Origin of the sequence: Variovorax sp. dw_308, assembly GCF_019207085.1 — a bacterium.
Classification (GTDB): Bacteria; Pseudomonadota; Gammaproteobacteria; order Burkholderiales; family Burkholderiaceae_C; genus Variovorax.
In genome coordinates this window covers 25,332-51,086 of sequence record NZ_JAATOM010000025.1, presented here as the reverse complement: position 1 = coordinate 51,086, position 25,755 = coordinate 25,332, and the positions used below count along the sequence as shown (strand labels likewise).

Here is a 25,755-nt window from a genome sequence, read left to right as displayed (position 1 = left end):
GCCGTGTTGGCGCCTGCGAGCGCCTCCGCCGCTGCCAAGAAGTGTCATTGGGACAAGAAGACCGGCCGCATGGTCTGCCAGCGCCCAGCCCGTTAACACCTGGAAGACCCCGCGGAAGGAGTGGGCTCGTCGGTCTGCTGAGGGCCGGCTTTGGAGCGCGGCGGCTGCGAAGGACCGAGCCGGGTTCGCTGCCTGTAGGTCCGGCTGCTGCACTGTAGAAGATGCGTGAGAGCGACCGCGCTAACGTTCGAAGCCTCTTCGGCACCGGGTGGCCGCGTAGTCCACGATGTACGAAAAGCCGCCTGCGCTCGGGATTTCGCGAGCATGGCTGGAGCCTCACCTGTCCTCAAAGGTCCATGATCATCTCGTGCCACGACATTCCGCCGTGATCCGAGGGGGAGGGCTTCATGTAACGATAGCCCAGGTGGGTATACAGATCGACGTGTCGTTGCTTGCACATGAGGTGGATGGTCTTCTTCCCCGCCTGGCGCATCTGCTCGACGAAGGTCCGCATCATGATGGTCGCGAAACCGCGGCTTTGATAGGCCGAATCGATGACAACCGACATGACCACGACGTTCGGAGCAGCGGCGTCGTGTCCCACGAGTTCCTTGAACGACTCGTCGGACATCACGACGCTATCGGCGCAGCCGCTATTGATGAAGCCGATAACTCGTCCGTCCAGTTCCATGATCAGGAAGCCTTCCGGGTACTCGGCGATCCGCAGGCCGATCCTGGCCAGCGTGGCGGCTTCGCCGCCCTCGTACGCCGTGCTTTCGATCTCGTAGCAGCGTGCGCCGTCCAGTGAAACAGCCTGGCGAAAAGTGGGGGTGGACATGCGATCTCGATGGCCGCGGACGCGGCAGAACAATGCATCGCGCAATAGTACGGATCGACAGAGAGGCGCGCACTGCATTCTGTTGGCGTGAACTTCGCATTTCCGGACGATTGGCTTGAGTGCTCGCCGCCTTCCATTGGGTGCAGGCACACCGCATCAAGCCGCGATATGCCCCGGAGACCGGGCCTTCGCAGACCGGCGGGTCTTCGATGAATTGCTGTGACCAGGGCCGTGACTACCTCATGTTGCGCAATTTCACGAAAGCCAGCCCCGCCATCACGGCGTCGTTCAGCGCATCGTGCGCATCGCGCAGTGGCAACCCGAGCTCGTTCATGATGGTCGAGAAGCGCAGGTCGATCGTGCCGCCGCGCTCGTGCGCGGGCAACTGCCGGCTCTTGTAGTCGTAGTACATCGCCGAGACCTCGATCTTCGGCTGTGGCAAACGCACGCCGAGCATGGGCCAGATCTCGCGATTGAGCATGGCGACATCGAACGCGAGGTAGTAGCCCACCAGCGGCCGGCTGCCGATGAACTCCAGCACGCGGCGCATCGCAGCCGCCGGGTCCATGCCCATGGCGACGTCCTGCTCGCGCAACCGGTGCACCAGCACGCTCTCGCTCTTCAATGCCCGCTCGGGCCGCACCAGCAGTTCGAGGCGCTGGCTGGTCAGCAGGCGGTTTCCGACGATGCGTACCGCGCCGATCGAAATGATCCTATCGCGCCGCGGGTCGAGGCCGGTGGTCTCGCAGTCCAGCGTGACCCACTCGTTCTCCGGGGGCGCGTCGTACATGAAGGAGAAGCGCGCATCCGCCAGGTGCTGCAGCATCCAGCGGCGGCGCAGTCCGCCGAGCCAGCGCGGCGTCATGCCATTTCCAGGTGGAACTGGTGCCGCAGCAGCACCTTGAAGCGCTTGACGACGGCCAGCGCATCCTTCAGCAGGTCGCGCTCGAGGCTGCTCATCTGGCCGGTCGAGATGGAGCCGCTGACCGCATGGCCGGCATCCAGTTCGGCCAGGCCGGCCGCCAGCTTGAGGCCCATCAGGAAATGCAGGCTGTCGGCCAGGTCGTTCGCGAACGCCTGCGACAGGCGGCCGAGCGCGACCAGGGCGTCGAGTCGGGCCGTGGTGCCGGTGGGCTGGACATGCTCGCGCAGGGCCAGGCTGCGCACGCCGTGCACGATCGGGAAGATGCCCGCCTTCTTCAGGTCGAGTGCGTGCGTGTCGTGTTCGCCGAGCAGCAGGCGATTCCACCAGCTCCCACCCGCGTCGGGGAAGGCATCGATCGCGGCGGCAAAGCGCGCGAGCCATGCGTCGTCGGACGCGACCAGGCGGTCGACCTGGTTGCGCACGCCGGCCAGCAGCGCCGCGTCACCGGCCACGGCATGCGCGTCGATGAAGATCGCGAGCGCCATCAGGCCGTCGGCGTCGGGCTGCTGCAGCCAGTGGCGCACGACAGCCGCGAAATCGCTCGCGCTGTGCCGCCAGGCCGGACGGCTGACCATGATGCCGCCCGGGCAGTCGGGGTAGCCGAAGTCGCGCAGCGCCGCGGAGAAGCGGCTGCAGGCCTCCTCGACGACGGCTGCATCCACGCCGCAGCCATCGCGCAGGATCAGTCCGTTGTCCTGGTCGGTCTTGAGCAGTTGCTCGCCGCGGCCTTCGCTGCCCATGACGAACAGGCAGCTGTCGGCCAGCAGTTCCGGCGGCGCGATCAACTGCCAGGCGCGCTCGAACAGCTTGGCGTTGAGCGCCTGCACCAGCCTGCCGATCTGGCCGACGCGCGTGCCGCCGCGGTACAGCAGCGCGATGAAGCGCGTGATCTTCCCGGCCTCGATGCGCAGGGCATCCAGGTCTTGCGCCCGCGCGATCTGCACGGTGATCAGGTAGGAGTGGTTCGACAGGAAGCTCAACAGGTCGAGCTGTTCCAGCAGCCCGACGATCCTGCTGCCCTCGGCCACGACGAGGCGGTGCACCTGGTGCTGGATCATGAGTGCCAGGGCATCGAACAGCGGCGCATCGGGCGCGATGCACACCAGCGAGAACGTCGCCGTCTCGCGCACCGGCCAGTCGGCGAGCGGCCGGCCGTCGACCACCGCGCGCTGGAGCCCGGTGTTGGTGAAGATGCCCAGCCGCTCGCCATCGCGAACCAGCACGCTGCTCGAATGCTTCGCCTGCATCACGCGGGCGACTTCGACGATGCTGGTGCCGCCCTCGACGATGTGCGCGGGGCGCAGGAACGCTTCCTCGACGCGCGACATCGCCAGCGCCTGCATTTCGCGCTGGCTGTGGCGTTGCGACAGGGCGCCGAGCTTGCTCGACAGCTCGGAGAACAGCAGCGCGCCGAATCCCGCGTTGCGCGCGATCAGGTCGTTGACGGTGGCCTTGGCCAGCTGGTAGGCCAGCACCTCCTCGGCGGCGACGAAGCGGCTGCTGGCGCGGCCGGCGACCAGCGCACGGCCGTCGAAGCAGTCCCTGGGGCCGAAGCTGGCGATGAATTCATGGACATCGAACTGCGACACGTGCCCCTTGATGACGACGAACAGATGCAGCGGCTCGATGCCGGGCGCCAGCAGCGTCTCGCCTTCGCGGAAGTAGGCGATGTCGACGCTGTCGCGAACCAGGCGTTGTTCGGTGGCATCCAGGCAGTCGAAGGGCGAGGCCGTGAAGTCGAACGCATTGGGCATGGCGCCGATGATCGCGCCGTTCGACCTGCTTGTCAGTGGCCGGAAGCGCCTTCCGCGCCGATGCCTGTTTCGGAGTGCACCTGCTGCTTGGGAAGCCGCCGTGGTCCTGCCTGGCGCGGGCGCCGGGGTCGAGGATGGAGAAAAGCCAGATGCCGGCAGGGCCGGTGGTCATCGAGAACCGCCACCGCGGCCTCACTTCAGCCGCGTGCCTACAGTCCGAACACCCGCTGCGCGTTGCCCGAGCGCACCGCATCGCACTGCGCCTGCGGCAAGGCCCCGGTGTTGGCGAAGGAGCCCTTGGTGTCGTGCACCCAGTGCGGCCAATCCGTGCCGAACATGACGTGGTCGGCGCCGACCACCGAGATCAGGTATCGCAGCGCGCCCGGGTCGTAGGTGATGCAGTCGTAGTAGATGTGGCGCAGGTAGTCGGTCGGCTTGCGCTTCATCTGGCGACGAACCGCGAGTTCGACCTCGTCGCCCTTCTCGAAGCGGCCGACGAGGTAGGGCAGGGTGCCGCCGCCGTGCGAAGCGATCATCTTGAGGTTGGGGTACTGGTCGAAGAAGCCTTCGAAGATCATCCGCGTGAAAGCCAGCGTGGTGTCGAACATGAAGCCGACCGACCAGCTCAGGTCGAACTTGGTCATGTCCATCATGTCGACGCCGGGCGGATCGGTCGGATGCACGAGCACTGGCAAGCCGCGCTTGTCGATCTCGGCCCAGATCGGCGCGAACATCGGGTCGGTGAGGCTGCGCCCGGCGACGTTGGCGAGCACCATGACGCCCGAGGCGCCGTTGCGGCAGGTGCGGTCGAGTTCCTCGATCGCGCGTTGCGGGTACTCCCAGGGCAGGGAGGTGAACCAGCGGATGCGATCCGGGTAGGTGGTCTGCGCCTGGGCCATGTTGTCGTTCGACTCGCGGGCGGCGCGGCAACTGACGTCCTCGTTGCCCCAGTACACGTTGGGGCAGGTCAGCGAGACGATCGAGATGTCGATGCCCGCGGCATCCATGTGCTTGATGCGCAGGTCGTAGTCGAAGTGTCCCGGTTGCGGCAGCACCACCGGCGTGTTGCCGCGGAAGATCTCCTTCTGGCCATCGGGGCGGGTCTGGATGTTGTAGATGCCGCCTTCGCTCTTGAGAAGTTCAAGCCATCGGGTCGTGAACATGTGGGTGTGGACGTCGATCACTGGCATAAGCCGGGTCTCCTGTGTGTTGTCGGAATAGAAAAAAGAAAGCGCTGTTCAGTGCGGCAGGACCTGACCGAGGAAAGCCTTGAGCCGGGGGCTCTGCGGCCTGTCGAAGAAGTCGTCCGGCGCCGCGGTCTCGATGATCTGTCCCTGGTCCATGAAGACAATGCGGTCCGCCACGCGCCGCGCGAAGCCCATCTCGTGCGTGACGATCATCATGGTCATGCCTTCGCCGGCCAGGCCTTCCATGGTCTGCAGCACCTCGTTGACCATCTCGGGGTCGAGCGATGCGGTGGGCTCGTCGAACAGCACGACCTGCGGCTGCGTGCAGAGGGTGCGCGCGATCGCGACGCGTTGCTGCTGGCCGCCCGAGAGTTGCGCGGGATGCTTGTGCGCGTGGGCCAGCAGGCCGACCCGCTCCAGGTAGTGCATCGCGCGCTCGTGGGCTTCGCGGCGGCTCACGCCGTGGCCCCACACGGGCCCGACGGTCAGGTTCTGCAGCGCGGTCATGTGGGGAAACAGGTTGAACTGCTGGAACACCATGCCGACGCGCCGGTTCAGCGCCAGCCGGGCCGCGCGCGTGATCGCATCGGCCCCGACGTCAACGCCGCAGACATGCAGCCTTCCTTGCTGGAAAGGCTCGAGCAGGTTCACGGTGCGCACCAGCGTCGACTTGCCTGAGCCGGAAGGGCCGCAGACCACGATGCGCTCGCCCGGAGCCACCAGCAGGTCGATGTCGCGCAACGCGTGATAGTCGCCGTACCACTTGTTGATGCCGTCCATGCGCACCATTGGCGGACTCGTCGCACCGAAATCTGTCGTTGTCATTGCGGGTGTCATGCGATCAGCGCTTGCCCTCGAGGCGGCGGCTGTAATGCGAGAGTCCATAACAGACCAGGAAGTAGGCCAGGGCCAGGAAGACGTGGCCCGATGTGAGGATGTTGGAGTCGCCGGTCCAGTCGGGCGATTTGGCGCCGTTCTCCACCGCGCCGAGGAAATCGTTGACACCGATCACCGAAAGCAGCGTGGTCTCCTTGATCACCGCGATCATGATGTTCACCAGCGCTGGCACCACGGCGCGCACGGCCTGCGGCAGCACGACCAGGGCCAGTGTCGCGGTGCGGCCCAGCCCGACGGTGGTGGCGGCCTCGATCTGGCCGCGGCCGACGAGTTGAAGTCCACCGCGAAACACCTCGGCGGCCATGGCGGCATTGAAGAGGGTGAAGGCCGCCAGCGCGCGCATGAACAGGTCCGGCTTCCATCCCGTGGGCAGGAACATCGGCAGCAGCGTGGCCGCGATGAACAGGACGACCAGCAGCGGCACCGAGCGCATGCCCTCGACGAAGGCCGTGCACAGCCAGCGCACCACCGGCAGCGATGAGCGGCGGCCCAGCGCAAGCGCGAGGCCGAGCGGCAGCGCCGTCGCGAAGGTGGCGAGCGTGGCCACGAGCGTCAGCAGCAGCCCGCCCCAGCGCGTCGGGGGCACGAAAGGCAGCGAGCCACCGCCGAGCAGCAGCAGGAAGAAGGCTGCCGGCAGCAGCAGGAAGCCGAACAGCACGCCGCGCAGGTCGGCGCTGTGCGGGCGCCGCATCACCCAGGTCCAGAACACCGCGAAGGCGGCGAAGCAGGCCCACGGACGCCAGAGCTGGTCAGAAGGATAGTCGCCCACCAGCCAGGGCTTCCAGCGCGCAATGACGAAGGCCCAGCAGGCGCCCTGTTTGTCGGGGCAGGCCTGGCTCGAACTGCCGAGCCAGTGGGCGTTGAGCACGGCCCATTCGATGAAGCGCCATGCGAGCGGGATGAAGAGCACAGCCAGCAGCAGGAGCAACAGCGTCATCTGCGGGCTGGAGAACCATGCGCGGCGCCAGCGCGTGACCGCGGGGACGGTCACGACCGGCGCTGGGCGCGCATCGACCAGGGATGGACGCACGTAACGGTTGGCGGGCAAGCCTGCGCGCGTCAGCGCAGCATGGGTCGTCGGCGCGGCAGTCGGGCTCATCTCAACGGCGCTCGGCTTTCAGCAGTCGCCGGTTGGCGACGTTCACCAGGAGCGCGATCACGAGATTGATGGCCGCATACAGGACGACGACGAGCGCCATCGCCTCCAGCGCCTGGCCGGTCTGGCTCAGCACCGTGCCGCCCACGATCTGCATGATGTCCGGGTAGCCGATCGCGGCGGCCAGCGAAGAGGCCTTGGCCAGTGTCTGGTACTGCCCCGCCGCCGGGGGCAGCGCCAGGCGCAGGGCCTGCGGCAACGTCACCAGAAGGGCGGCGCGCGCGCCGGTCAGGCCGACGGTGGCGGCCGCCTCGGCTTGGCCGCGCGGCACCGACAGGATGCCCGCGCGAAAGATCTCGGCCAGGAAGGCACCGTTGTAGATCGACAGGCCCAGGGTCAGCGCGATCAGCTCCGGCAGCAGCACGAAACCGCCGCCCACGTTGAAGCCTTCCGCAGCCGGACGGTCGAGCCCGAATTGCCCGTGCATGAGTGCCAGCGGCGCGAGGCACAGCGCCGCCAGCGCGACGGCACAGCCGGCGAGGACACGCGGCCCGGCGCGCTCGCGAAGCCCGGCGCGCACTGCGTGGAACAACGCAATGAATACGAGCAACGCCGCGCCCGAGGCCCATGCGGCGGTTGGCGTCATCAGCAGCCGAGGCAGGAAGAGGCCCCGGTTGTTCAGCAGGATCGCGCCGAACGCCAGGCTCTCCGCCACGCCCGGCAACAGCGCCAACGCGGAGAAGTACCAGAAGAAGATTTGCAGCAGCATCGGGATGTTGCGAAACACCTCGACATAGAGCGTCGAGGCGCCGCGGATCAATGGATGCGCACTCAGCCGCCCGAAGGCAACACACAGTGCGATCAGGGTGGCGAGCAGGCTGCCCACCGCGATCACCAGCAGCGAGTTGAGCGTGGCAACGACGATCGCATCCCGGTAGCTGGAAGCAGGACCGAAGGGAATCATCGCCTGCGCAATCTCGAAGCCGGCCTCGCTCCTGAGGAAGCCGAAGCCCATCGACACGCCGAGCGAACGCGCGTTGCCGATGAAGTTCGAGATGCCGTGCCGCAGAAGCCAGGCCACCACGGCCAGCAGCAGCAATTGGCCAACGTAGCCCGGCAGGCGATCGGTCGAGAAGGCGCGAGCCAGGCTCGCGCGCGGGCGTACCGTCATGCGGTCAAGCGCTCTGGCTCCAGGGGGTCAGCGGACCGGGATCGCCATCATGAGACCGCCGTTCGCGACCAGCGCATTGCGTCCCCGATCAAGCCGCAGCGGCGTCTTCGGTCCGACGTTGCGGTCCCAGATCTCGCCATAGTTGCCTACGGCCTTGATAGCCTGGTAGGCCCAGTCGGCGGACAGGCCCATCTTCGCGCCGAAGTCGCCCGTCACGCCCAGCAGTCGCTGCGCATCGGGACTCTGCGAGCTGCGCTGCGCATCGACGTTGGCCTGCGTGATGCCTTGCTCCTCGGCGGCCACCAGCGCGTTGAGCGTGAAGCGCACGACCGCCTCCCAGCGCGGCTGGCCCTGCGCGACGATGGGGCCGATCGGCTCGTTGGAAACGGTCTCGGCCAGCACCTTGAATTCATCCCGGTTGGGCAGGGCCGCCAGCCGCGCCGCCAGCCCGGAACGGTCGTTGATGGCGGCGTCGCAGCGCTTGCCCACGAAGGCATCCCAAGCCTGTTCCTGCGAGGCGAAGGTCACGATCTTGTACTTGAGGTTGTGCGACCGGAAGTAGTCCGCCACGATCAGTTCCGAGGTGCTGCCCTGGGCGGTGCAGATGGTGGCGTTGTTCAGGTCGGCGAGCTTGCTGGCCTTCGACTTGACGGTGACGGCGAAGCCCTGGCCGTCGAAGAACATCACCTTGGCGAACTTCATGCCGCTCACGTCGCGGCTCTGGGTCCAGGTGAAGCGGTGCGTCAGCACGTCGACGGCGCCGGTGGGCAAGCCGGCAAAAGCGGTCTTCAGGTCCATCGGCACGAGCTGGATCTTGCTCGCGTCGCCGAGCGCTGCGGCGGCGATTGCCTTGCAGGTGTCGATGTCGAAACCCTGGCGCTTGCCCGCGTTGTCCTCGGCCGAAAAGCCGGGCGCGGCCAGCGTCACGCCGCACTTGACCACGCCATGAGCCTTGACCTCGTCGAGCACGTCGGCCCGCGCCGCACCGGCCAGCGCCGCGCACGCGGCGAACCCCACGACGAGGGGACGGATCGAGATTGAGTTGACGCCTTGGATCTTCATTGCTTGTCTCTTGCTGGTCTTGTTGTGATGGGACCGCCCGTCGGCGGTCCCGAGGTGATCTGGCGAGTTGCCCGGGGGCTGCCGCTCGCCAGCGGCGGCAGTGTAGCGGCAGTGCCCCACCGCGTTGTCGGGGTGCGATTCATCATTCCGCAGAGATGCCACCGCGCTTCACCACGTCGGCCCAGCGCTTGGCATCCTTGTCGATCAGCTCACCGAATGCCGCGGGCGTCGAGGTGGCCGGCACCATGCCCTGCGCCTCGAAAGCGGTCGCCACCTGCGGTAGTGCGAGCACTTTGCCGATCTCCGCGTTGAGCCGCTCGATGACAGCCGGCGCCGTTCCCTTGGGCGCCAGCACGCCGTACCACATGTCGAGGTTGCCGATCTTCACGCCGGCCTCGGCCAACGTCGGCACGTTGGGCAACTGCGGCACGCGCTTGTCGCTGCCCGTCGCGATCGCCACCAGCCTGCCGGCCTGGATCTGCTGAAGCGCGACGTGAACCGGCAGGAACATGTAGTCGATGCGCCCGCCCAACAGATCCGTTACCGCGCCCGCCGTGCCTTTGTACGGAACATGCAGCATGTCGGCGCCGGTGCTCTGCAGCAACAGTGCCATCGACAGGTGGTGTGGCGTGCCGACCCCCGGCGTGGCATAGCTGAGCTTGCCTGGCGCTGCCTTGGCGGCCGCGACCATCTGGCCCACCGTGGTCGTCTTCTGCACGTTCGGGTTGGTAACCAGCAGCAGCGTGCCCCAGGAGGTCTGCGAAACCGGTGCGAAGTCCGTCACCGGATCGTAGGCCAGCGACTTGTAGAGGCTGCGGTTCATGACAAGCGTATTGACCTGCACCAGCAGTGTGTAGCCATCGGGCTTGGCACGCGCGACCTTCTCGCTGCCGATGTTGCCGCTGGCGCCGGCAACGTTCTCGACGATCACCGGCTGCCCGAGCGCGGCCGGCAGGCGCGCCGACAACTCGCGCGCGACGAGGTCGATGCCGGTGCCGGGGGTATAGGGGACGACCAAAGTGATCGATTGCTCGGGCCAGGCTTGCGCAGTCGCTGCGCCAGCCCACAGGAGCAGGGCCGCGAGGAATCGGAAGAGATGTCGTTGCATGTCGGTTCCTTCCGGTGCTTCAGATGAAGGACGGGCGGGCTTTCAAACGGGTCGGGTCGTAGCCGGCGACGCGCTTGTAGTTGTCCGAGATGGCCTGCAGTTCCGCCTGGCTGACGATCTCCTCGAGCCGCTCGAAGCGCTTGCCGCCGGAGCGTTCGTAGACCTCGCGCAGGATGGCGTCCGGCGGATTGCTGCGATTGGTCAGCACGACCGCGGTGGTCGCCTTGACGCGGGCTGCGTCATAGGCCTCCATCGCGTTCGCGCCCACGCCTTCCCTGCGCAAAGCGCCGGCCAGCACTCGCGCATCGATGATGGCCTGCCCGGCACCATTGGAGCCGCGCGGCACCATGGGGTGCGCCGCGTCGCCGAGCAAGGTGAGCCGCCCGTGCGTCCACCGGGGCAATGGATCCTGGTCCACCATCGGGTATTCGAGGATGGCATCGGACGAGCGGATCAGCGCGGGCACGTCGAGCCAGTCGAAATGCCAGTTCTCGAAGGCGGGCAGGAAGTCATCGAGACGACCAGGACGGCTCCAGTCCTGCTGCGCCGGCCGCGGCGCGCGGATTTCGGCGACCCAATTGACGAGTTGATTTCCCGCGTCATCGATATCCTTGCGGATCGGATAGATGACCATCTTGCCGAGGTCGAGCCAGCCCGCGCGCACCATGCTCGCCCCCGACAGGAAAGGCTTGTGCCTGGCCGTGCCGCGCCACATGTTGACGCCGGAATATCGCGGCGCGCCTTCAGCCGGATAGAGTTGCCGGCGCAGCGCCGAATGGATGCCGTCGCAACCCACTGCGACGGCGCCGCGCACGGTGGAAATTCGGGAACCGTCCGGCGCGCTGAAATGCGCTGTGATGCCGTCGGCATCCTGGTCGACGCCGATGCAGCGATGGCCGCAGGCGACGCTGCGAGGACCCAGGCGTTCGAGCGTGGCCGCCAGCAGCAGGGCATGCAGGTCGCCCCGATGGATCGAGTACTGGGGCCAGTCGTAGCCAGCGTCGATGCCGGCCGCTTCACGGAACACCAGTTGTCCGTGGGCGTTGAAAAACACGGATTCGCGGGTGCGCACGCCGACCGCGTCGAGTTCGGCCTGCAGCCCCAGTTCCCACAATTCCCGCGCGGCGTGGGGAAGCAGGTTGATGCCGACGCCGAGCGGCTTGAGCTCTGGCACCGCCTCGTAGACGCGGCAGCCGATACCGGCCTGGTGCAGGCTCAGCGCAAGCGTCAGGCCGCCGATGCCGGCGCCCAGCACGATGACGTCAGTGGATGGGCTCATGTCTGCGGGTGTGTCTTCAGCTTGTCTGCGGGTGATCCGGCATTAGAGTGAATTCGTAACCATTTGAGAAATTTAGATGTCTGATGAATTCATAATGAAAGGGTATGAATCTGTCCGTCCGCCAGATGCGTGCCTTCCTGCATGTCGCGCGCATCGGAAACTTCACACGCGCCGCCGAGCAGGCCCACATGACCCAGGCCGGCCTGAGCACGCTGGTCCGTGAAATGGAACGCATGCTGGGCTGCCGCCTGTTCGACAGGACCACCCGCATGGTCGGCCTCACCGCCGCGGGCCAGCGCCTGCTGCCTGTGGTCGAGCGCGTGCTGACCGATCTGGACGATGTCACCTCCCGGCTCGGCGTCGAGGGCAAGGAGGCACGCCAGACCCTGCGCATCGCCGCGACACCGTTGGTGTCGTCCCATCTGCTGCCCCAGGTGTTCCGCGATTTCCGGCTGAGCCATCCGACCGTGAGCCTGCGGCTCTTCGATGCCGACCTGCGCGATGTCGAGGCGATGGTTGCGAGCGGCGAGGCCGATCTCGGGCTCGGCTTCTTCTTCAAGGCCGCTTCGGGCCTGGAGCGCAGGCCGATAGGGCGCTTTCACCTGATGCGGGTTGCGCCTTCGGCTTCGCAAGAGGTGCAGGCGGCGACGGGCACGGCGCCATGGACCGCGCTGCGGTCGGTCGAACTCCTGGGCTTGCCGCCGGGCAATCCGATCCAGAAGGTGATCGACGTGCACCTCGGCACGATTGGCCGCGCGGACGCGCAGCGCCAGTCCTTCAACTTCCTCGGCACGCTGATCTCGATGGTCGAGGCCGGCTTCGGCACGGCGATCATGCCGACCTTCGCGACCGCCGCATGCCGGCGCCACCGCGTGCAGACCGATGTGCTGTTGAAGCCGAAGGTCAGCATGGATTTCTTTCGCATCAGCAAGCGCGGTGCGCGCGACAGCGACGCCATGGCCGACTTCGTGGCAACGCTGGAAGAGGCGTTGCCGGCGCTGTCTCGCTGAGCGCGACAGCTGCCCGCAAAACGTTGCATTTCGGGCGCGCTGCACTTGGCCAGCTTCGAGAAATGACCCGCCATGCGCCAAGACGACCGCGGACGATGGACAGAGCACCCGGGCTGCGCTAGCTTGGGCACACGCTGCAGAACATGGTCGCACTCCAACGATCCGTCAGCACATCTTCCCAGCGCAGCACTGATCGGCGATCGATGCACCGAGTCAGACTCTACGACTGCATCGCGTCATCCACGCTCCACGCCGCATACGTATCCGCTGCGAGGTCCGGTGAGTGCACGCGGTCGAGAACATCGCGCACGGCGTCCTTGACGCGCGCGAGCTTGAGTTGCATGCCGCGCGCGCGAACCCAGATCGCGAATTCGCAAAGCGCCTCGATGCTCGTGCCGTCGAGGTCGGGTGACTCTTCCAGGCTCAGCACGATCCGCCTTGTACCGACTTGCCCGGCGGCACGTTGGCGGATGGCGGCAAACACCGCGTCAGCGTTGCCGAAGAACAGCGGCACCTCGGGGCGTGCGATCAAGCCATCGGTCGGCGCGATGGCGTCAGGGTGGCGTGCCATGTCAACATAGTCGTGACCGTCGCCAAGGCGCCCGAGCCAGCTCACGCTGGTGCGCGCGAAGCCGTGCAGCAACATTGCCAGGCTGACGCCAATCGCCACCAGCAGCCCGTCCAGCACGCCGAACAGCAGCACCGCCGCAACCGCCACGAGGGCAGTGAGGCGGTCACGCTTCCAGTGGAAGTAGGGACGCAGCGCGGCAGGACTCAGGGTGTGAGCGACAGCATGGATGACGATGGCCGCCAGGATCGGCTCCGGCGTATGTGCAATCCAGGGCAACAATGTCAGTACCGCCACCAATACCGTTGCGCCAGCCGCCAGCCCGGCGGCGCGACTCTGCGCGCCCGCGGCTTCGTTGGCAGATGTGGCCGAGTAGCCAGCACCCACCGGCATTCCCCGGAACAGGCCCGAGGCAAGGTTCGCCGCGCCAAGGGCCAACAGGTCGCGGTTGGCGGAAACTTCATCCCCGTGGCGCAGCGCAAAGGTGCGAATCGATCCATAGGACTCCGCATAGAGGATGAGCGCCACGGCAAACGCAAGTTCACCAAGCTTGACCCATTGCTCTGCAGCGAGCGACGGCAGGCCCGGGTGGCTGAAGTCGATGCTGAAGGGACCGACCGCGGCGATGCCCCAGGTGTGGCTCTGGCCGCTGACATCGAAGGCGATGCCCGCCGCGATCACCAGGAGCGCGGCCGGCACGGCCCGCCATCGCCCGAGTGCGCGAAGCAGCGTCAAGGCCAGCAGCGCCATGACCGCCCCCGCCCAGTTCCACTGCCGCCAGCTCGCAGCCAGGTCCCCGGCCAGCCGAAAGAAGTCGCCGTGGGCAGTTGGAACGGCGAGCACCTTGGGCAACTGCTTGAGCACGATGGTCATCGCCAACCCCAGTGCGAAGCCGCGCAGCACCGGCTTGGCGATCAGGCTCGAAACGGCGCCCAGTCGCAGCAGCCCGGCTGCGATGAAGAACACGCCCGCCAGCAGCACGATGCCCGCACCAAGCGCCAGCCGCGTCGCCGGATCTGCCCCGGTGAGCGAGGCCGTCGCGGCGGCGAGCACGGCAGCCGACGACGATGTGGCGGAAACGATGGCGAAGCGGCTGCTGCCCAGCAGTCCGTACACGAGCAGGCCCGCGAAAAGCGCCATCACGCCCGCTTGTGGCGGCAGTCCCGCAATGCTTGAGTAGGCCACCGCCTCCGGCAACAGCAGGCCTGCGATCGACAGGCCGGCGACCAGGTCGGCGGCTCCGGGCTTCCCAGCGTTGGCGAGCGCGCTCAAGTGGCGTTGCCGATGCTGGCAGACAAGTTTGCCGCAGTCGTCACGCCCGTCCACCCGGGCAGGCAGCGTGCGGCCGGCCCGCGCGCCAGTGCGACCGCTTGTTGTACCGCCTCGGGCAGCAACGTGCCGTCGCTGCCCCTCTCGAGGATCTTGACGGGAATCTGGGGCCGGAAGAAATCGGCCCAGAGAAACTCGGCGAACGGTGCCGCGTCCTTGGCATAGCCACCCGCGTTTCGGACGAAGCCGGCCAAGCTGCGATAGGGGTCGTTGCGCAGCTTGGCGATCTTCGAAGGAATTGCGTCATATCCGCGGCGCTTGCCTGTCTCGTCGTACGGATGCGCCCACCGATGAAACTCCATCAAGCGCCAGAAGTTCTCTCCGGCGACTTCGGAGAGATCGTCCAGCGGCATGACCCAAACCGATTCGACGCGCTCTTCGTGCAGCGCCACGCCCAGATGATGATGGTCGACGATGTAGAAGCGCCCGTTCGGTCCCTTGACGGCCGGGAACCAATGGGCGGCCAGCGTTCGATCGCGCTCCTTGCGCTTGAGTTGCGCCCATTGCGCGCGCTTGGCGACCACCTCCGCTCGGCCCACGGTAATCTGCGTCGGATGCAGGTCCGCAAGGGCGGCTTGAATCAAGTGTTGGTGCGAGGACATCAGGCCTGCGCAGGGACCGACGGCATCGGCCCAAGGCGCTTCATCGTATGCGTCATCCCTGCGCGGTCCGGCGGGTCGGCCGCGCCAACGATCGTCGCGATCTTGCGGTCGTACTGCGCGAACGTGTACGACGTGCTGATCACTGGTGAGCGCGCGTCCACGCCATCGAGGGCACTGAAGACAAAGTGCATCATCACCTCACTCTTGAAAACCGCGTGGCTCGCGAATCGTTCGCAGGTGCGTCGTCGAAGATTTGCAGCGACGCCACGTTCGAGGACTGCCTCGCGCCCGGCACGGCAAGCGACGGGGCATTCCTGCTTTCTTTTCGTACAGTTGCCGGCGCCGATTATGTTGCTGGCGCGCCTGCACTACAAGGACGATATGCTTGCCCGACCGCGACGTCCCGCGCGAGTGCGCGCGCTCTGTTGCAGGGGCTTGCGACGAGAAACCTGCCGACTTTGCCTGTGGCTTGCGATGTTCGGGTTGGTGCGGGCCTTGGCGGTGGCCGGTTGGTCCAATGTCTGCTGTTGGCCGCTCCTGCCATGCGTCGCTATAGCAACAGTTCGCGGCAGTCCAAGTCGTCGACGGCCATGCAGACGCGCTCGAAATTGTTCCACCAAATGACTGGAGGAATGCCGATTGCGTGCTGCCAGATCGGTGTCGCGATCAGCCAGAGTGCCGACAGCCTGTAGTCATCCTGCAATGCGCGCCGGTCATAGCCCTGCACGCCCCGAGCCACAAGCTCTTCATGAAAGCAGTCGAGGAGGCGCAGCTCGAAACGCTGACGCAACTCGGGATACCACTGCTGGGCCATCATGCAAGCGAGGTCGTCCGAACCGGTATTCACTTGCCAGGCATCCCAATCGAACAACCTGCCACCGTCTTTCGCGCCATCCTTCGGCAAGAAGCAGTTCCAGACATGCGCGTCGCCTTGAATGATCGTCATGTTGCGCCGCGACAGGTATCTTTGCGCCAGGTGCGGCGCAGAATCGAACAATCTTTCGCAAAGGGACCGCCGCTCGAGCGACAACCGATCGCCCATCTCATCCGCGAATCGGGAGAAATGAGCAACCATCGCCTTCGTTGCCTCTTCATGGGCACGAGCATCCTGCCAAGTACCTATGGCCACGCCGAGACGAGGATCGTCCCAGAATGCGGCTTGACAACGGGCGCGCGTTCGAATGACCGACTCGCTTTGCGCGAAGTCAGGCGGCAGAGGCCAGCGTGTCGCGATGAAGTGCGAATCCGTCAAGTCTTCCAGCAGCAAGTGCCACGTCCCGGTGTCGCCATTCCAATGGGCGGCGAAGCAACGAGGGACGATGCCGCGAGGCATCAAGGGAGCAACGTCTCGGTAGAAGGCTACCTCGTGCTTGCCGCCGGCCCACGGGCCGCCAGGTCGATCCGCAAGGCCAGCTTTCAATATCAAGGTGGCGGGCGCTTTGGACATGGCGCCCGCGTATGCGAGGCGCAACCTGAAAATGTGTGACAACACCGTCGCATACGATGCTTCGGTCGACACCCCGGTGACGCTCCTTCCGTCAAGCACGCCGGCTTTGCACAGCGCTTCTTCGAGGCTGGCTCGCTCGGCGAAATCGGGCAGGGAAGAGGGCGTCATCTCACGGGGTTGATCTATGGTGCAGTCTAATGTCGGCTCATCATTCCGACCGATTGTTGACGCCGCCGGGTCAATGCGCACGCGCTCACGACGGCTTTGTTGTGAGCCTGCGACGAACGTCGAGCCCTGGCCGGGACTGTGCCTGCGAAGCTGTGCCGGGAGCAGTCTCCCCCGCGGAAGGGTTGCCCTCTCAGGCCGAGAGGCAACTTACGGGAAGTGTTCGAAGCCGCAGGATCGGCCTTGAGCGGGCGTTCAAGGTGAACATCAATGAATCACTGCGTCAGCCCGCAGCAAAAATTGCCGTGAGATGGGTGTGCCAATTGCATCTGCCGTCTTCAGATTGACGATCAATTCGACCTTCGTCGGCTGCTGCATGGGTAGTTCGGCCGGTTTGGCACCGTTGAGAATCTTCGCCACGTAGCCACCTGCCAGCCGAAAGAGTTCGGGAAGATCGGGTCCGTAGGCGAGCAAGACGCCGTCGTCCGCTGCGAATCGGACCGGAGCGAGCATGGGCAATCTATGCCGCAGTGCGAGCTCGGACAACTCTTTGTGAATCAGTGAAATGGCAGGAATCTCCCCAACGACTATGCCGTCGACCTGCTCGTGCCCGAACAGGGAATTCAGTTGTTCCATATCTTGCCTCGTCGCGACTGCGACCTCCAGCAGGCGAACACCCAGAGATCGCGCAGCCTCATTCAGATTTCGATTGATCGTGGAGGCTGTCCTGGCATCGAATATGTAGCGGTTGTCCTGGATGAGGAGGAGCCGCGCAGCTCCTGGTACTGCGGATTTCAGTAACTCGAGTCGCTTCGGATTCAGGTCTATGTCGAAATTTGTCACGCCTGTGAGGTTTCCGCCAGGTCGGCCGAGACTGGAGATAAGACCACTGGCAACTGGATTGGACAAACTCGCGGTCACTATCGGAATAGTGTTGGTCGCTTCCTTGGCTGCTCGAGTGGTCGCCGTGCCGGAGACAACAAGGACGTTGACACCCCGTCCAATCAGGTCTGCGACAACTTGCGGGGACCGGTCGGGGTCGCCATTGATGGATCGTCGCTCGACAGCGATGTTCTTGCCCTCGACAAATCCATCCTGACTGAGGCCAATCAAAAAGGAATCAAAGACCCGCTCTCCCTCGGGTGATCCAATCGGCGATATGCCTATGTACCCAATTTTCCAGAACGAATCGTCGGGATACGCAGGGAAGCCCAACGATGCGAGGACAACGATGCCACCGGCGAGGGAAATGCTTCGTCGCGTGATCATTCAGCCGATCTCTTGATAAGTGAAGGTTCCATGAGATTGTCCGCCTTCAATCGGTTGCCGAGTCGAGTTTCCGAGGTCGTCTGCGCCTCCTCGATTGGCGCGCTCGGACTCGCTTCGGCGAGCCGGTGCGAGGGCAGTGCCCGGGCTGACCGTCCGCTCTGCGGCGTTTCAATAGCGGCCCTGCACTTCCGCTTGGGGCCCCGAACACCGTTTCGCGACATGCCGAACCTGCCGTTCAACGCGATCTCGTTTGGCCGCTGCAGCGGACTTGCCATTGGAGGTCACCCATTAGCCGTCTCCGTCACCCATTAGCCGTCTCCGTCAATAGGGAAGACCGCACCCCTGCGACTCTCCCGCATATTTCTGCTCGCACCGTCTGCGAATCACGCGAACCGCCGCACACTTGGTTCTCAGATCACGGTTGCGCCGCAGCGCACCAGTCACCCATCAGGATCAAGGCGGTGGCACCTTGCGGTGCGTGGCCCCTGGCTGCATCCGCAGCCCCAGAAAACCCTCTGTTCCCTAGCGTGTCCATTCACAGCGAGCGCATAGGCTCGCACAAGTCTATGGTTTGACCGCCTGCGCGGTGATCCAACCCCTTGTGGCTCGCGCTGCGGGCGCAACGAAACTTGCATGATCCCTGGCGGGATCGGCAACGGCGCGCAATCAAGTTTGATGGTTGTACCAACCTCCGAAGTGGCGCTGCCGTTGCCGTTCCCAAATCTTCAGCGCTGCGCTGCGCCGGCATCGCGCCACCACGACGTTCGTTGCGTCCGATGCGGCGCGATGCCGCATTGGCCATGACGAACGATGGGGATATGTTCGCGTGCATGCCGGCGTCTTGCATGGCCGCACTTATCCGAAGGCCCTTGCCGCGTCGAAGGGCTGGCCGTTTTTGATCACGTAGTAGCAGGCGCGTGCCAGCTTGTGCGCCACCGCCTTGATTGCTACCACCGACAGGCTGTGCGCGGACTTCTTCTGATACCACCGCTTGATCGTGGCGTCATAGCGTATGGCGAAGTGCGCTGCCTCGATGAAGGCCCAGGCCAAGTCCTTGTTTCCACACTTGGCATTGCCTTCGCCCTTCTTCTTGCCATTGGATTCGCGCCGGCTGTCCACGGTGCGCGCGTAGGAGGCGAAGTTGCCGGGGCTGGGGAAGCGACCAATGTCCCCCGTCTCCAGTGCAATCGTCAGAGCCAGCACTTCGCCGATGCCGCTGACCGTCTTGAGTGCACGGTAGTCCTCACGCAGCTTCACGCGTGCCAAAATGCTCTTTTCCAGCGCCTTGACCTGCGTGTCCAGGCACTCCATCACAGCCAAGTTGGCATGCAGCGCCAGCTTCTGCTCGTCCAGCAGCGCCATCACCTCGATGGACTCCCTGGTCCAGCGCTTGATCTCATTGCCGCTGGCATTGGCTCCCAGGTTGCGTGCCACCAGGTTGTGCATGCTCAGGATCTGCGTGCTGCGCTGGCGAACGAGCTGGCCGCGCTTGCGCAGCAGGTCGCGCACTGCGCGCTCCTCGCGCGGATAAATGTGCCCTGTGGGCAGAATGCCCAAGCGCAGCAGATGCGCCAAGTGGCGGGCGTCGCTGAAGTCGCCAGCATGTTTGAGCCCGTCGTACTGCTTGACGGCAGCGGTGTTGACCAAGTGCACGGTCATTCCCGCATCCTGCAATCCATCGACCAGCCAGTACCAGTTGTAGGTGGACTCCACGGCCACGCCAATCAACGCTCCTACACATGCCCGCAGCGCGGCAATGATCGCCGTCAGATCATTGGGCAGGCGCTTGGAGAACACTACCCTGTCATGCTCGTCGAGCACACACACCACGCTGTTGTTGGAATGCAAGTCAATCCCCGCGTACAGTTTCATCTTGGCCTCCTTCAATGTGGACCATCGGTTGAACTGGAATCCAAACGATAGCCCCGTGAACGGAGGCCGACCTCGTCGTGGGCTAGATGTTTATCAAGTTTCGAGGGACAGCAGTCGCGCATCGAGCAAAGCGCGTAATTCAGCTTTCGGCCGCTGCCGCCGTTCAGCTTGAAAACTCGAACAGCCGCAACCAGTTCTCGACGAGACACCGCCGTGTCATGCGAGGGGCGCCCGCGGACAGGAGGGCCTTGGGCACGTGGACCTCATCCTGGGCTTGATCGCTCCGAAGGTGTGTTCCGCGGTCGCTCCGACTCGACCTTGAACCAACTGGCGTACGCATCGACTCGGCCGAGATCTATCGCGTGGTGGAGGAGATTGGAGGAGGTCGCCGAGCGCCTGGTCGTCTGCTGCACGCTTCAAACGGCAGTCTTCAAGAGGCGTGGACAACCGCAGAGCAAATTCGAGTCGGTCTGGACCGGTCCGCGCCGCGATCACTTGCGCGCGGCCGGCGCGATGGCGCCACCCGCGCGCGCAAGCAGCGGCCCCTTCTCGAAGCGGTAGCCAGGTCGCGTGATGCTGCCATGGAGGCGCACCGGCTTGCGCAGAGAGAGCATGCCGGCTTGCTTGGGCTTGGGTGCGACGATGATGTCGAAGCGTTCTTCACGGCGATTCAACGATGCTTTCGTGAAACGCGGGCGATCAATTCATCGAGCCTGGACAAGAAGAGCTTCAAGGTCGGGGATGCATTTGCCTTGTGGTGCGCCACCATCAAAGGGATCTTTGGAGCGTCCCCGCCCTTGATCGGGCGCGCGACAACCGACCAGGGCAGAAAGTTCTCGGCATAGATCGGTAGCAGGGCAAACCCACGCGTCGATGCGACCAGCGAAATCGCCATCGCCAGGTTGTCGGCTTCATGGTGAAGCTTGACGTCCAGCCCCGCGCGATCAACGTAGTCGTCAATGACGATTCGCAAGGCCGGCGCGGTACTGGAGACGTTGATGAACGGCTCGCCGGCAAGCGCTACCGGGTCGATCGCCTTGCGCGCGGCCAGAGGGTGATCGCTGGGAAGCACGACGACCAACGGTTCGTCGACCACGACGCGAAAGACCAGATCGCCGGCGCCTTGCTCAGGCCGCATGAACGCGGCATCGAGCGTTCCATTCAGCAGTCCTTTCGCCAGATCAGGCGAGAACTGGCTCGACACGGTGACGTCGAGTCTTGGCAATTCGTCGCGCAGCACATGCATCGCCTCGGGCAGCCAGTCCATCTCCTGGCCGGTGAGGAAACCCAGCGCGAAGGTGGCCTTCGGGGGCTGCGCGGCGCGGCGTGCCGCGAGGCCTGCCGCTTCGACCTGAGACAACGCCAGCCGCGCGTGGTCGAGAAAGGCACGGCCGGCCGCGGTGAGCTCGATGCCGCGGGCACCGCGCGTCATCAACGGCGTGCCGACCTCATATTCCAGGTCGCGCAACTGCCGGCTCAACGAGGGCTGCGCGGTATGCAGCCTTTGCGTTGCTGCGACAGTCATGCTGCCCGCTTCGGCAACGGCGACGAAGTAGCGAAGGTGGCGAAGTTCCAATGGCGCTCCCATGCTTTCAAGGTATGGCAGCCAGCTTACAAAGTCTTTGTGCAACCCGCAAGGTGGCCATAAATTCCTCTCATCCGCAGCGATGCTGCAACAACCAGGAATGAATCATGACCTACCTCACAGGCAAGACCGCTCTCGTCACCGGTGCCTCCCGCGGCATGGGCAAGTCCGCCGCGCTGGCGCTCGCCAAAGCCGGCGCCCAGGTGCTTGTCCACTACGGCCGCGGCGCCGAAGAAGCAAACGCAGTCGTCGCTGAAATCCGCAAGGCTGGCGGCAAGGCCGACGCGGTTGCCGCCGACATGAGCGCGGCTGACGGTGCGCACCAGCTCGCGCGCCACGTACGCGAGGTGATCGGTGGCCGGCTCGACATACTGGTCGCGAACGCCGGCATCTCCGTCGGTGCGGCGATCGAGGACACGACCGTCGAGGACTTCGATCGCATGTTCGCCGTCAACGTGCGCGCGCCTTACTTCCTTGTCCAGCAGTTGCTGCCCATTCTCGGCAAGGGCAGCAGCGTGGTGCTGCTGTCATCGTTGGCCGCGCATGCGTCTGTCGGCGCGTTGTCGGCCTATGCCGCGACCAAGGGCGCGATCGACACGCTGGTCAAGCACTTCGCGTCGGCACTCGGTGAGCGCGGCATCCGCGTCAACGCGGTCGCCCCGGGAGTGGTCGACACCGACATGTCGAAGTTCGCGCGCACCGACGCGGGCCGCGATTTCACGTTGGGAATGCAGGCGCTGAAGCGCATCGCGCAGCCCGACGACATCGGCGATGTCGTCGCCTTCCTGGCCTCCGACGCGTCACGCTGGATCACCGGCGACACCCTGCGCGTCGATGGCGGCTCGAAGCTTTGAGCCGGGAACCTCGCATCAGAAGGATCAAATCATGCAGAGGCGCTCACGCGCGTTCTGCGCATGGTTGCTGGCACTCCAAATGCATGGCGACATCGCGGCGGACGACGTACGCAAGTTGGTCCATGGCTCGGTCAGTCTTGCAGACCTGGACCGATGATCTCAATGGCATTTTTGTCGTGCTCAAGGATCCGGTTGCCAATGCCGGTAGCGGGCCTCACAATCCGCCCGCTCTGCAACGCGGGTTGTTGAGTCCAGCGAATGCGTCCGCCTGGGCTCGTCGGCACGCATCTGTTGATTGCCTGAGGACGACGCACGAATTCACGACTTTTGACGCAGCTGGCGCCACTCCTGATGTCTGCCTTGCTGGCGGCCTGCGCCAGTGGGCCGGGCGCTGGACCTCAAGACTCACTTGCCCGTATCGGCCAGTCCCAGACCCTCAAGCTGGGCTATCGGGAGGATGCAAAGCCGTTCTCGTTCAAGGGCGCTGACGGTGCACCGACAGGTTATTCGGTGGAACTGTGCAAGCGCGTGGCCAGTTCCCTGCAATCCCAGCTCAAGCTGGCCAAACTGGACGTGCAGTGGGTGCCCGTGACGGCAACGACACGGATGCAGGCCGTGAATGACGGCAGCGTCGACCTTGAATGCGGCAGCACTTCGCGCACGCTGGGTCGCGAGCGGCAAGTCGACTTCAGCAATCCCATCTGGGGCGAGGGAAGCTCCTTCGTGTCGCTGGCCTCCTCGTCGATTGGCCGCGCGGTGGACCTGAATGCAAAGCGGGTGGCTGTCATTCCTGGCACCACCACGGAACAGGTGCTCAAGGGGCTGTCTTCGCGTGACATCGTGCCGGCCCTGGTGCCGGTGAAGACCAGCTCCGACGGAATCGCCGCGGTGCGTGACGGACGGGCTGATGCCTTTGCCACTGACAGCCTGATCCTCGTGGGTGAAGTCACTGGCGGCGCGCCGGGTGCGACCCTCAGGCTCAGCAACGACTACCTGTCGATGGAAAGCTATTCGCTGATGATGCGACGCGACCCGGACATGCGGCTGGCGGTCAACCGCGCATTGGCCGAGACCTACCGCAGTGGCGAGATCGTCAGGGTGTTCCGCCAGAGCTTTCCGGCTGGCACCGCTCCGTCGCCGCTGGTCGAAGCCCTCTATTTGCTGAACGCGCTGCCGGAGTAGGGGAGGGCCTCGCGGACCCGTGGCCCGGGCTTCGTAGTCACTCAGCCTGGTGCTCTGGCGACGAGCCGGACGGTTATCTGCATGCCTCTGTTCCTCCAGACTGTCTCCTCCGGCTTGCATAGGACCTGCAATCCTGAGGTCCGAGCGGTGCGGTCCATCGGGCAGCAAAGCGTGAGCTTCGCGACTTGCGCAGCATCCGACGGCCTCGCATCTGGCGCCACGGCGATCACTTGCGCGCGGCCGGCGCAGTCGCCTGCCGAACAGCCGATCCGACCTGCTGCTGGACGGCAGCGCAGTCGGTGGTCTTGCCCGGGCCGGTCTCGATCAGCGGCAGCAGCCCTGCCAGCGGGGCCGCCGCGGCCAGCGCGATGGCGCCACCCGCGCGCGCAAGCAGAGGCCCCTTCTCGAACCGGTAGCCGGGCTGCATGAAGCTGCCGTGGAGGTGCAGAGGCGTGCGCAGGGAGAGCATGCCGGCCTTCTTGGGCTTGGGTGCGACGATGATGTCGAAGCGTTCATTCGCAAGGTCGAAGCTGCCGCCTCCGAGGATCTGCGTCTGCTCGGTGTCGATGACGAACAGCGTCGATGTCCCGCGTCCGTCCTTGACGTCGAACGCGATGCCGCCGCAATTGACCCGGATGTCGCGATCGCCGCTGGCCAGCAACCGCAACACCTTGCCGCCGTTGAGCGAACTGGCGGCATCGCGCAGGTTGGAGACGCGGCCGTCCGCGATCGTGGCAGCCACGCGGCCATCGGCGCCGGCCGCCGCCTCACCGATCGAATTGCCGCTGCCCTTGAGTTCCAGCACCGCACCCACACGGCCGGCGCCCTTGGCGATGGTCTCGCTGCGAGGAATCAGGCGGCCGACCTCCACGCCCCGCAGGTCGATGCGAACCTCGGATCGGATCGTGGGTTCGCGCGCATCGAGCGTCACCTGCGACGCGATGGTGCCACCGGCGAAGCCGAAGTCGAGCGGGGCGACCTGCAGGATCGAATCGTGCAGATGCAGCGTGGCAGTGAGGCTTTCCAGGGGCAGCGCCAGGGGCACCCGCAGCTCGCTCGCGACCAGCGTCACGTCGGCATCGATCTGCTGCAGGCGGCTGGCATCGAACGAACCGGCCGGCAGCAGGCGCTCGGGCTCGGTGGCCTGTGCCGTGGCCTTGGCACCCGGCCGGTCGCGCGTCTGCGCCTGGGAGGCAGCGGGCTTGCCACCGGAGCCCTCGGCCTGCATGCCAATCAGCGGGCCCAGATCCGCGATGTCGAGCTGACGGCTTTGCAGGTCCGCGGTCAGCAGCGGGCGCGGTTCCTTCTCGACGTAGGTGGCGTGGCCGGTGATGTCGGTCGAGCCGATCCGCCCGCGCAGGTCGTTCATCGTGTAGCGATCGCCTTCGAGGATCAGGTGCCCTTGCAGTCGGTAGGGGGGCGATGTCGGCAGCGGCAGCAGCAGGAAGGGGTACAGGCTGGCCAGCGTCTGGCCTTCGATCTGCAGTTGCGCGTCGATGGCCGAGACGTTGGCTGCGTCGGCGATCCTTCCTTCGACCGCCACCCTGGTCGATCCGGCGACAAATTCGCCCTTGAGCTGAAACGGTGCGCCGGATTCAGCGAAGCTGAGCACCTCGCCAGTCAGCGCATGGCCCGAGAAGGCCCTGCCGTGGTAGTCGCCCTTGAACTCGTATCGCGTCATGTAGCGGTTGCCCTCGGGGGTGCTTGTGGCGCTCTGGACCTTGTCGAGGCTGGCTGGTTCGAAGGTGCCGGCAACCACGTCGACCTCGATGGGCAGACCGTGATCGACATAGCGAATGCGCCCGTCCTGGAACGACAGCGTGCTGATGCGCAGCTTGCTCGGCCGTGTATCCGAGGGGTCGGAAAGGATCCAGTTCTTGCGGTTGTCGGCCAACCGTTCGAAGACCAGGTCCGGGCGCGTCAGCGCCACCCGCGGCACCAGGATCTTGTCGGGCAGGTCGCGCAGCGAGATCGAGAATTCGAGCTCGTCGATGCGGGCCATCGGTGCTGCTTCCTGCGACCAGGGCGCATTGGCGAAGTACACGTCGCGCATGCGGATCGTCGGCACGAGGCCGAGGCTGACGTGCAGGTCCGACATCCGGAATTCGCGCTCGGTCTTGCGCGAGATGTAGCGCTCCAGCGGAGGACGGACCCAGTTCCAGTCGAACGTGAGCACGAACGCGAGCACCGCCAGCGCCAGGCACGCGAATGCCATCCTCCAGGGGTGGTGACGCAACGGTTTCGGACGCAATGGGGTCGGGTCAGGATTCATGTTGCAGGACCGTGGCCGGAAGTGTGCGCCAGCCAGCCGGGTCATTGGCGACGGCAAGTGGGCGTTCGCACGGCCTTCGTCATCATCGACGTCACGACCGGACGTCTCGCACGAATCGCAGATCTGGCAGAGGGAGGCACGGTCTTCGGGTGGTCCCTTACATCGGCGGCTGGTGCGCCGGCGGGCGGTCTGCCTCTTCACCGCTGCGCCTGCGTGACGATGTTTGGCTGAAACGGCACCGCACAGTCAACCTCTTCGATAGTGGATGGATGCCGAGACAAAT

At 65.3% G+C, this 25,755-nt stretch carries 22 protein-coding genes; 3 read left to right on the top strand and 19 right to left on the bottom strand.

Going from position 1 to position 25,755, the window contains the following annotated elements; translation table 11 throughout:
- Positions 1 to 346: 346 nt before the first annotated feature.
- The 10 genes from HCU76_RS30600 to HCU76_RS30555 all read right to left on the bottom strand — a co-directional run bounded on the left by HCU76_RS30600 (position 347) and on the right by HCU76_RS30555 (position 11,317).
- The gene (locus HCU76_RS30600) at positions 347 to 838 is read right to left on the bottom strand and encodes a GNAT family N-acetyltransferase (RefSeq protein ID WP_213959139.1); all 492 of its coding nucleotides are present in this window, start codon (positions 836 to 838) and stop codon (positions 347 to 349) included.
- Between the two features lie 235 nt (positions 839 to 1,073).
- Positions 1,074 to 1,703, bottom strand: coding sequence for a 3'-5' exonuclease (locus HCU76_RS30595; RefSeq protein WP_213959140.1), 630 nt, complete (start codon positions 1,701 to 1,703; stop codon positions 1,074 to 1,076).
- Positions 1,700 to 3,517 (bottom strand): DUF294 nucleotidyltransferase-like domain-containing protein, encoded by a 1,818-nt coding sequence (locus tag HCU76_RS30590; RefSeq protein ID WP_218511349.1) that lies wholly within the window; start codon positions 3,515 to 3,517, stop codon positions 1,700 to 1,702. The genes HCU76_RS30595 and HCU76_RS30590 overlap by 4 nt, the downstream gene beginning before the upstream one ends.
- A 209-nt stretch (positions 3,518 to 3,726) precedes the next feature.
- Positions 3,727 to 4,707 (bottom strand): amidohydrolase family protein, encoded by a 981-nt coding sequence (locus HCU76_RS30585; protein WP_218511348.1) that lies wholly within the window; start codon positions 4,705 to 4,707, stop codon positions 3,727 to 3,729.
- 48 nt (positions 4,708 to 4,755) lie between these two features.
- Entirely contained in the window at positions 4,756 to 5,529 is a 774-nt protein-coding gene (locus HCU76_RS30580; RefSeq protein WP_305729960.1) for an amino acid ABC transporter ATP-binding protein, read from the bottom strand.
- A 16-nt stretch (positions 5,530 to 5,545) separates the two neighbouring features.
- The gene (locus HCU76_RS30575) at positions 5,546 to 6,700 is read right to left on the bottom strand and encodes an amino acid ABC transporter permease (RefSeq protein WP_218511347.1); all 1,155 of its coding nucleotides are present in this window, start codon (positions 6,698 to 6,700) and stop codon (positions 5,546 to 5,548) included.
- Between the two features lies 1 nt (position 6,701).
- Positions 6,702 to 7,868, bottom strand: coding sequence for an ABC transporter permease subunit (locus tag HCU76_RS30570; protein ID WP_218511346.1), 1,167 nt, complete (start codon positions 7,866 to 7,868; stop codon positions 6,702 to 6,704).
- A 27-nt stretch (positions 7,869 to 7,895) separates the two neighbouring features.
- Entirely contained in the window at positions 7,896 to 8,930 is a 1,035-nt protein-coding gene (locus HCU76_RS30565; protein ID WP_213959145.1) for an amino acid ABC transporter substrate-binding protein, read from the bottom strand.
- A gap of 142 nt (positions 8,931 to 9,072) precedes the next feature.
- A complete protein-coding gene (locus tag HCU76_RS30560) occupies positions 9,073 to 10,038 on the bottom strand; it encodes a tripartite tricarboxylate transporter substrate binding protein (RefSeq protein ID WP_218511345.1) in 966 nt (321 codons plus the stop codon).
- 19 nt (positions 10,039 to 10,057) lie between these two features.
- Complete coding sequence (locus tag HCU76_RS30555) at positions 10,058 to 11,317, bottom strand: flavin-dependent oxidoreductase (RefSeq protein WP_218511344.1); 1,260 nt, start codon at positions 11,315 to 11,317, stop codon at positions 10,058 to 10,060.
- 104 nt (positions 11,318 to 11,421) lie between these two features.
- On the opposite strand from HCU76_RS30555, the gene HCU76_RS30550 reads away from it, so the two are divergent.
- Positions 11,422 to 12,327 carry a LysR family transcriptional regulator gene (locus tag HCU76_RS30550; RefSeq protein ID WP_213959148.1) on the top strand — a complete coding sequence of 302 codons (906 nt, stop codon included), beginning with the start codon at positions 11,422 to 11,424 and terminating at the stop codon, positions 12,325 to 12,327.
- 220 nt (positions 12,328 to 12,547) lie between these two features.
- Here the strand turns inward: HCU76_RS30550 and HCU76_RS30545 are convergent, their stop codons facing one another.
- The 8 genes from HCU76_RS30545 to HCU76_RS30510 form a co-directional block, all read right to left on the bottom strand.
- Positions 12,548 to 14,167: a SulP family inorganic anion transporter gene (locus HCU76_RS30545; protein ID WP_218511343.1), complete on the bottom strand. Its 1,620-nt coding sequence runs from the start codon at positions 14,165 to 14,167 to the stop codon at positions 12,548 to 12,550.
- A complete protein-coding gene (locus tag HCU76_RS30540; protein ID WP_218511342.1) occupies positions 14,164 to 14,826 on the bottom strand; it encodes a ParB-like protein in 663 nt (220 codons plus the stop codon). Before HCU76_RS30540 ends, HCU76_RS30545 begins: the two co-directional genes overlap by 4 nt.
- Positions 14,826 to 15,020 carry a hypothetical protein gene (locus HCU76_RS30535; RefSeq protein WP_218511341.1) on the bottom strand — a complete coding sequence of 65 codons (195 nt, stop codon included), beginning with the start codon at positions 15,018 to 15,020 and terminating at the stop codon, positions 14,826 to 14,828. Before HCU76_RS30535 ends, HCU76_RS30540 begins: the two co-directional genes overlap by 1 nt.
- Before the next feature lie 356 nt (positions 15,021 to 15,376).
- On the bottom strand, positions 15,377 to 16,441 hold the full coding sequence (locus HCU76_RS30530) for a hypothetical protein (RefSeq protein ID WP_218511340.1): 1,065 nt from the start codon (positions 16,439 to 16,441) through the stop codon (positions 15,377 to 15,379).
- Between the two features lie 264 nt (positions 16,442 to 16,705).
- Positions 16,706 to 17,707, bottom strand: coding sequence for an ABC transporter substrate-binding protein (locus HCU76_RS30525; RefSeq protein ID WP_218511339.1), 1,002 nt, complete (start codon positions 17,705 to 17,707; stop codon positions 16,706 to 16,708).
- Between the two features lie 855 nt (positions 17,708 to 18,562).
- Positions 18,563 to 19,594, bottom strand: a complete 1,032-nt coding sequence (locus tag HCU76_RS30520) for an IS110 family transposase (RefSeq protein ID WP_371319931.1) — start codon at positions 19,592 to 19,594, stop codon at positions 18,563 to 18,565.
- 476 nt (positions 19,595 to 20,070) lie between these two features.
- Positions 20,071 to 20,253 carry a hypothetical protein gene (locus HCU76_RS30515; RefSeq protein WP_218511338.1) on the bottom strand — a complete coding sequence of 61 codons (183 nt, stop codon included), beginning with the start codon at positions 20,251 to 20,253 and terminating at the stop codon, positions 20,071 to 20,073.
- Positions 20,250 to 21,155 (bottom strand): LysR family transcriptional regulator, encoded by a 906-nt coding sequence (locus HCU76_RS30510; RefSeq protein ID WP_218511337.1) that lies wholly within the window; start codon positions 21,153 to 21,155, stop codon positions 20,250 to 20,252. Before HCU76_RS30510 ends, HCU76_RS30515 begins: the two co-directional genes overlap by 4 nt.
- 116 nt (positions 21,156 to 21,271) lie before the next feature.
- Here HCU76_RS30510 and HCU76_RS30505 point away from each other — a divergent pair, with 116 nt between their 5' ends.
- Both HCU76_RS30505 and HCU76_RS30500 read left to right on the top strand, forming a co-directional pair.
- Positions 21,272 to 22,018, top strand: coding sequence for an SDR family NAD(P)-dependent oxidoreductase (locus HCU76_RS30505; protein WP_213959152.1), 747 nt, complete (start codon positions 21,272 to 21,274; stop codon positions 22,016 to 22,018).
- Between the two features lie 360 nt (positions 22,019 to 22,378).
- Positions 22,379 to 23,200, top strand: coding sequence for an amino acid ABC transporter substrate-binding protein (locus tag HCU76_RS30500; RefSeq protein WP_218511336.1), 822 nt, complete (start codon positions 22,379 to 22,381; stop codon positions 23,198 to 23,200).
- Between the two features lie 226 nt (positions 23,201 to 23,426).
- On the opposite strand, the gene HCU76_RS30495 is transcribed toward HCU76_RS30500, so the two are convergent.
- Complete coding sequence (locus tag HCU76_RS30495; RefSeq protein ID WP_218511335.1) at positions 23,427 to 25,673, bottom strand: AsmA family protein; 2,247 nt, start codon at positions 25,671 to 25,673, stop codon at positions 23,427 to 23,429.
- Positions 25,674 to 25,755: the final 82 nt, after the last annotated feature.